At 42.1% G+C, this 7,858-nt stretch carries 2 protein-coding genes; both read right to left on the bottom strand.

Translation table 11 applies throughout. The features are described 5' to 3' along the window. The coding region (locus tag F959_RS16685; RefSeq protein WP_406564417.1) for a beta strand repeat-containing protein at positions 1-1,727 on the bottom strand (1,727 nt) is incomplete at its 3' end. Positions 1,728-2,374: 647 nt separating this feature from the next. Continuing rightward, entirely contained in the window at positions 2,375-7,393 is a 5,019-nt protein-coding gene (locus F959_RS03370) for a beta strand repeat-containing protein (RefSeq protein ID WP_004877570.1), read from the bottom strand. Positions 7,394-7,858 lie beyond the last annotated feature (465 nt).

Raw genomic sequence — 7,858 nt, 5'->3', positions numbered from 1 at the left:
ATGCCATCGATAACGCCAGTCACAAGATCAATTGGACTACCATCAGTACCACCTGTGATGCCATCAATCACACCAGTGACGAGATCAATCGGGCTGCCATCGGTACCACCTGTAATACCATCGATTACACCAGTGACTAAATCAATCGGGCTACCATCAGTACCGCCTGTGATACCGTCAATCACGCCAGTGACTAAATCGATAGGACTACCGTCTGTACCACCTGTAATACCATCGATGACACCAGTCACAAGATCAATTGGACTACCATCAGTACCGCCTGTGATGCCATCAATCACACCAGTAACTAAATCGATTGGGCTGCCGTCTGTTCCGCCAGTAATGCCATCAATCACACCAGTGACGAGATCAATCGGACTACCGTCTGTTCCACCCGTAATTCCATCGATCACACCAGTGACTAAATCGATAGGGCTACCGTCAGTACCACCTGTGATGCCATCAATCACACCAGTCACTAAATCAATCGGACTACCATCAGTACCACCAGTAATGCCATCAATGACACCAGTGACGAGATCAATTGGACTACTGTCAGTGCCACCTGTGATACCGTCGATCACACCAGTCACCATTTCAAGTGGTGTACCATCAGTAAGATTACCTAAGTTACCAAGATCGCTACCAATGTGTTGGACAACCTCTGTAGCTGTAGAGCCGTTATTAATTAATGTTTCCACTACACCAGATACGGAGTCGATCGCACCATTAAAATCTGCACCAGCTAAGTCTGAAACAGCTTCTAAAGAACCATTTACGGTATCGCGTGAAGTCTCAAAAGTCAGTGTGCCTAGATCTGCTGTATCCCCAATCGGATGTTCGGATTGATGAACAGCGCTAATGATTGTATCTGCAACGGTATTAATACCTGAGTTAATGACTTCTGTTTTGAGGCTTTCAGCACCTTGTAATGTATCAATACCGCTTTGAACAGTTTGAGTTACAGGGTTACTTCCGCTACTTACCTGATTGATGATGGTAGAGAAGGTATTTGTTGGGTTAGTCCCACCAGTGATATTTGAAATGGTTGTTGTGAGTGTATTGAGTTGATAGCCGCCGACACCAATATTTATATCGCCTGATCCTGTATTAATCCCACCATTGATACCATTCTCAGGGTCACCAGAAAGACCACTATTGATATTTCCAACAGGCGTATTGATGTTGCCGCTGGCATTGCCTGAGCTATCATTCACTCCGCCATTTAATCCCCCAAAGAAGTTAGTTAAAGCTGTTGCAGGATTATTCGCAATTAAGGTTTTAAAGTTGTTAATGGCGTTGATGTTATTTTCGAAACCATCTGTGTTTAGCCCAATAATTGAGCCACTGAATGCATTTGTTACGGTACTGAGTGGTGAAGTGTTGGTTGTGTTTGTAAAGGTATCAAAAATATTGGTTGGATTTTCTAGCGTACTTGTATTGAGAAGGCCTGAGTTATTGGTGATAGTGCTCGTGGTCTGATCAAATAATTGGTTATTCAGAGTTGTATTTTTTACATTCCCAGCCATATTAACAGCTGCATCTAATGGATTGTTGGTCGGAATATTTGGAACTCCACCACTCATATTGGGAACGACTTTAAACGGAATATTGACTAAACTTTTGAAGTTCCCGCTACTACTAGAAATGTCTTCAAAAGTCCCTGTGAATGATGATATAGGATTAAAATTTCCTAGAATATTAAGTACAGGGCTAAACGAGTTCATTGCTATATTGCTCGTTATACTGCTCACCATACTGTTGATATTTTGAGTAGACAGCGCCTGTGAAAGCAACGCAAAAGGAATCTGTGTTGAGCCACTCAGGGGCGATATTGTGAAATTATCATCAAATGAATTCGATGATAGATTCGAGATTGGCGAAAATAGACTTTTGAAGCTCATAAGCGTACCTATATATTTTTAAAATGTTTTGTTTCGAGTAATTATTAAATCCATATTGTTTTTGTGTGATTAACATCACATTAATCATTTTTAGTGTTATATGTTGCAGTTTTTTTGTCAATCTTGAGAATTTGATTTGCTTATTCTGTTTTTGATACCTTATCTTGTTGATTGTAAATAGTTTTAATATTTAATAGACTTTTTATTTGAGCTTAAGCTCAGGTAGAATTTGTTTAATATGTGAGCAATATCAGTTGTTTAAAGTGAAGGTTAATTTTTTAGACTGTCGGGGCGTTCTGTTTGTCAAAAGTGGTCATTCGTCAGTTTTTTTTGTATAGAATTTATTATTGTTAAGATATTTAAAACTATGTATTTATCAATACTGTTGATTAAGGTGTTTGAATGGATAAGTACGTTTAAATCTTTATTAAATCAAAGCCGCTGATGACAGCGGCTTTTTGAGCGAGGATTTAGAATAGATTCAATGAGTGGAATAGTTCATCTGAGAGATGTGTCAGTGTAGATGGGGAGGTAATGGTTTCTGTATATGTGCTAGTTGAGCCTGTTGAATCCGTTACTGTTGTCACTGTTGATGTCGTTCCTGTAATTGCTGTCAGAATATGTTCAACGCCTAAGCTGTTCTCACTTTCACCATTTAAGCTAATGCTGATGAGGTTATGAATACCATCAAGTGAACCATCACTTAATCCGTCAGTCAGACCATCTAAACCAAGTTTAAGGTTATCTGTCGCATTGCTAATGGTTGTTCCAACAGAATCAAGCGCTCCGCCACTGAATACGCCATCGATATCGGCTGTAATATGAGTTACTTCACTTAGTGCACCACCATTAAGACTACCAGTAATGCTACTAAGTAAGTTTGTGACGATTCCCAATGAACTTTCAGTACCAGTTATGCCACTAACTACATTGGTGAGTAGATCAATCGGACTACCGTCAGTACCACCCGTGATGCCGTCAATCACACCAGTGACTAAATCGATAGGACTACCGTCTGCTCCACCAGTGATACCACCTATTACACTAGTGACGAGATCAATCGGGCTACCATCGGTTCCACCCGTGATGCCACCGATTGCACCTGTAACAGTACCTAAAACTCCTGAGCCATCACCATTACCAGCAACAACGCCAACCAAGTTAGTCACTGGGCCAAGCATATTAAAATCACCTTCACCATTTAGACCACTAAGATCGAGAACGGATATTGCATTTCCTGAGAAGTTAATCGGTATCGTAATTGGCGTTACAACATTCGCATCATCTCCGTTGCCATTACCAATACCGTAGTTGTGCTCACCATTGCCTGCACCGATACCATCGAGGATTCCACCTGAACCATTGGCACTGCCGTTGCTATTATTTTCAAGGTCATTGTCATTGAACTGATTGGTTGTATTGGTAGATGAGTTGTTAGTGGAGTTCGCAGAGGCACTACCAAAAAGAGAAATCGCATTACCAGAAAGGTTGATAGGAATCGCAATCGGTGCAACAACACTTGCATTGTCACCGTTACCATTGCCAATACCGTAATTGTGCTCTCCATTACCTGAGGCAGCGCCATTGAGTATTCCACCAAGACCGAATAAGCCACCAGAACCCGTGCTAACACCATTTCCTGTGCCATTGCTATTGTCAGTACTATCATTATCCTGATAATAGTTTGTAGTGGTCGTTGATGAGTTATTGGTTGAGTTGGCTGTTGCATTTCCAAAGATTGAGAACGCATTACCAGATGCATTAATTGGTGTCATAATTGGCATCACGATGCTGGCATCATCCGCAATACCATTGCCAATACCATAGTTATGTTCACCATTTCCTGCAGCAACACCGTTCAGGATACCACCATCGCCAAGAGTCCCTGAGCCACCTTCAATTTCGCCAGCATTATGAGCATTGCTGTTATTGATGCTGTCATTGTCTTCGAAGTGATTCACAGTTGTTGTTGATGAATCATTGGTTGAGTTTGATGTTGCATTACCAAAGATGGAGAAGGCATTGCCTGAAGCATTGACTGGTGCAGTAATCGGGGTAACGATACTGGCATCATCAGCTATACCATTGCCGATTCCGTAGTTATGTTCTCCATTGCCAGCACCAACACCATTTAGCAGTCCTCCGCCAATTCCGTTCCCTGAAGAACCACCACCTAGACCACCATCACCAAAACCATTCGCGCTGTTACTGTTATCTGTGGTGTCATTGTCTTGGAAATAGTTTGTCGTATGTGTGGATGAGTCATTCACAGAATTAGAGGTTGCATCGCCAAAGAGTGAGAATGCATTACCAGAGCCGCTCAGCGGGGCAGTGATAGGGGAGACAACGCTGGCATCATTGCCAATACCATTGCCGATGCCATAATTATGATCACCATTACCAGCGGCAGGACCGTTGCCCCAACCGCCTAAGCCGTTGCCAGCAGCTCCTTCGACGATACCAGTGCCACTGTTACTATTATTTGTGGTGTCATTATCTTCAAAATGATTGACAGTGGTTGTTGATGAATCATTCACAGAGCTTGAATTTGCATCTCCAAATAATGCAAATGAGTTACCCAATCCACTCATTGGTGTGGTAATCGGCATGACGACACTAGCATCATCACCGTTCCCATTGCCAATTCCGTAATTATGTTCTCCATTGCCAGAACCAACGCCATTCAGTAAACCGCCAACACCATTACCTGCAACACTATTGATACCAGTGCCGTTATTACTGTTATCTGTACTGTCATTATCAAAAACATAATTTGATGCTGTAGTAGATGCATTATTTGTGGATGAGTTGTTTGCGTCGCCGAACCAAGAAAACTCATTTCCGAGGGCGTTGATTGGTGTCGTTGTTGGCATGATCACGCCTGCATCATCACCGTTACCATTTCCGATACCGTAATTTTGCTCTCCGTTACCAGCGCCGAAACCGCTGAGAATACCACCAATGCCATTACCGGCTGCACCAGCGCCATTATTGCTATGATCAGTAAAGTCATTGTCTTCAACAATATTGGTGGTGTTGGTGGTTGCTGTGTTGGTTGATGTGTTGCTAGAACCATCTTCATCATTGTTATGATTTATTCCAGAGACACCATTGCCCATAATATTGATTGGGCTGACGACAGGTGATGTCCAGTCGACATCATCACCGTTACCATTACCGATGCCATAGTTATGTTCACCATTTCCAGCACTCACACCATTGAGTAGGCCGCCAATCCCATTACCAGAAGCACTGCCCAAACCAGTGCCACCATTGTTGCTATTATCGGTACTGTCATTGTCTTGTACGTGGTTGAGAGTTGTGGTTGAGCCATTGTTCGTCGATGAAACATCACCGCCAATACCTCCAAATGCATTACCTAGAACATTGACGGGTGTTGTGAATGGGGCTGTAACATCAACATCATCGCCATTTCCATTGCCGATACCATAGTTTTGTTCGCCATTACCTGCTGCGGGGCCGTTGCCCCAACCATCAATCCCATTACCTACAGCATTGCCAAGACCATTGCTATTATTGCTGTTATCAATACTGTCATTGTCTTGAACAATATTTGTGGATGTTGTTGCTCCATTATTGTTGGAAGAAACATCGCCACCACCGATGCCACCAAATGAGTTACCGAGAACTTGAACCGGTGTTGTCCATGGGGCAGTTACATCTGCATCGTCACCATTTCCATTGCCAATACCATAGTTTTTTTCGTCATTGCCTGCGCTGACGCCATTCAGTAAGCCATCAAGGCCATTGCCTGTAGAGCCATCAATGCTATTGGAACTATTATTGCTATTGTCGGTTGAATCATTGTCTTCGACATAGTTTAGCGTTTGAGTTGGTGCATTATTGGTTGAATCAACATCACCTCCACCAATACCCGCAACAGAATTTCCTAACGCTTGGAAAGGAGCGGTGACTGGTGCAGTTACATCAACATCATCACCATTTCCATTGCCGATACCATAGTTTTGTTCACCATTGCCAGCAGCAGGACCATTGCCCCAACCGCCAATACCATTGCCTGTTGAATTGGCTATGCCTGTAGCATTATTGCTGTTATCTGTTGAATCATTATCCTGAACAATGTTGGAACTTAGGGTTGGTGCATTATTGCTTGAACCGACGTCACCGCCACCGATGCCTGCGACTGAGTTACCAACCGCTTGAACTGGTGTTGTCCATGGCATCGTGACACTTGCATCATCGCCATTTCCATTGCCGATACCATAGTTGTGTTCATCATTACCTGCACTCACGCCGTTGAGTAGACCATCGCCAATCCCATTGCCTGAGCTACCCTCTATCCCCATGCCATTATTGCTATTGTCTGTTGTGTCATTGTCTTCGATGACATTGGATGCCACTGTTGGCGTACTGTTCACGGAATCTACATCACCACCTCCGATCCCAGCAATCGAGTTGCCAATGCTTTGAAAAGGAGCAGTTACAGGTGTGGTCACACTGGCATCGTCACCATTGCCATTCCCAATGCCGTAGTTTTGTTCACCATTTCCTGCACCAACAGCATTGGCTAATCCTCCACCAGAACCATTGCCTGATGTGCCTGTACCATTGTTGCTATTATTGGTTGTGTCATTATCTTGAAGATGGGTTGAAGATACTGTTGGTGCTGTATTGATGGAGTCTACACTGCCACCGCCAATGCCAGAGATTGAGTTTCCAACAGATTGCACTGGTGTCGTCCAAGGTGTTGTGACACTGGCATCATCACCATTGCCATCACCAATCCCATAATTATGTTCACCATTTCCCGCAGCGACGCCATTCAGAAGACCACCAGCGTTGCCATTCCCAGCGGCATCTACGCCAGTATTGCTGTTATTGGTATTGTCATTGTCTTCAATAACAACTGTTGAACTGGTCGGAGTTGTATTGATTGAATCAACTGCACCACCACCAATTACTGCATAAGCATTCCCTAGGGAGTCTACAGGTGTCGTGACAGGTGTAATGATGTTGGCACCATCGCCATTTCCATCACCAATGCCATAGTTATGATCGCCATTACCTGAAGCAGTACCATTTAAGAAACCACCATCATTGCCATTTCCTGCAGTACCCGTATTACTGTTATCAATCGTATCTTGATCTTGTAAATGGATTGTAGAGGACGTTGGTGCTGTATTTATAGAGGTGACAGGTTCAGCATTGCCAAACCAAGAATATGAGTCTCCGAGTGAATAGAAAGTTGTCGTAAATGGAATAGGAAAATTAACGCCTTCACCATTACCCACGCCAACACCGTAGTTTTGTTCACCGTTTCCAGCGGCAGTTCCATTCAACAAACCATCATAAGCAGAACTACTGCTATTATTGGTCAAGGTACTATCTTCTATTTGATTATTATTGACTGTTGATACCGTATTCACAGAAGATAATGAGCCTTGATTATTCTGGCTTGGAAGAGAAAGGATGCCTGTTATGGGTGATAAGATATTTTTAAATAACATATTGGTATACCTATCATAATTATTAAAGTCTTGTTTTATTCGTCCTTATAATTATGTGACTCCTGTCTCATAATTAATAAAAAGTATTGAATGTTTAACTAATTGTTGTCAACGCCACTCGATAAAGCGTAGTTTTTGTGAAAATCTTGGGGATAATAAAAATCAACTGCTTAGCTTATTTTTTTAGTGTGAGAGAAGAGAGAAAATATGGATAAAATAGCTAAAATCCATATCAAAAGCTAAGTGAATAAAATGTGAAAAAAAGCATCTAACGCTGTAAACAACTTTTTAATCTTCTGAAATTTAATAATAAATCATGAAAATTTTGATCGTAGTGATTAAGCAGAAACTCTTGTCTCGTATTTCAATTGAAAGCAAATGTTTATATTGTGTATTGATGTGTTTTTAAACGATGTGCTGAATCTATAATCAATTGAAATTATTTTGCAATAAAGTTCTTATCAA

Origin of the sequence: Acinetobacter venetianus RAG-1 = CIP 110063, assembly GCF_000368585.1 — a bacterium.
GTDB lineage: Bacteria > Pseudomonadota > Gammaproteobacteria > Pseudomonadales > Moraxellaceae > Acinetobacter > Acinetobacter venetianus.
The sequence above is the reverse complement of the archived record's forward strand: the minus strand, read 5'-3'. Positions and strand labels throughout refer to the sequence as shown.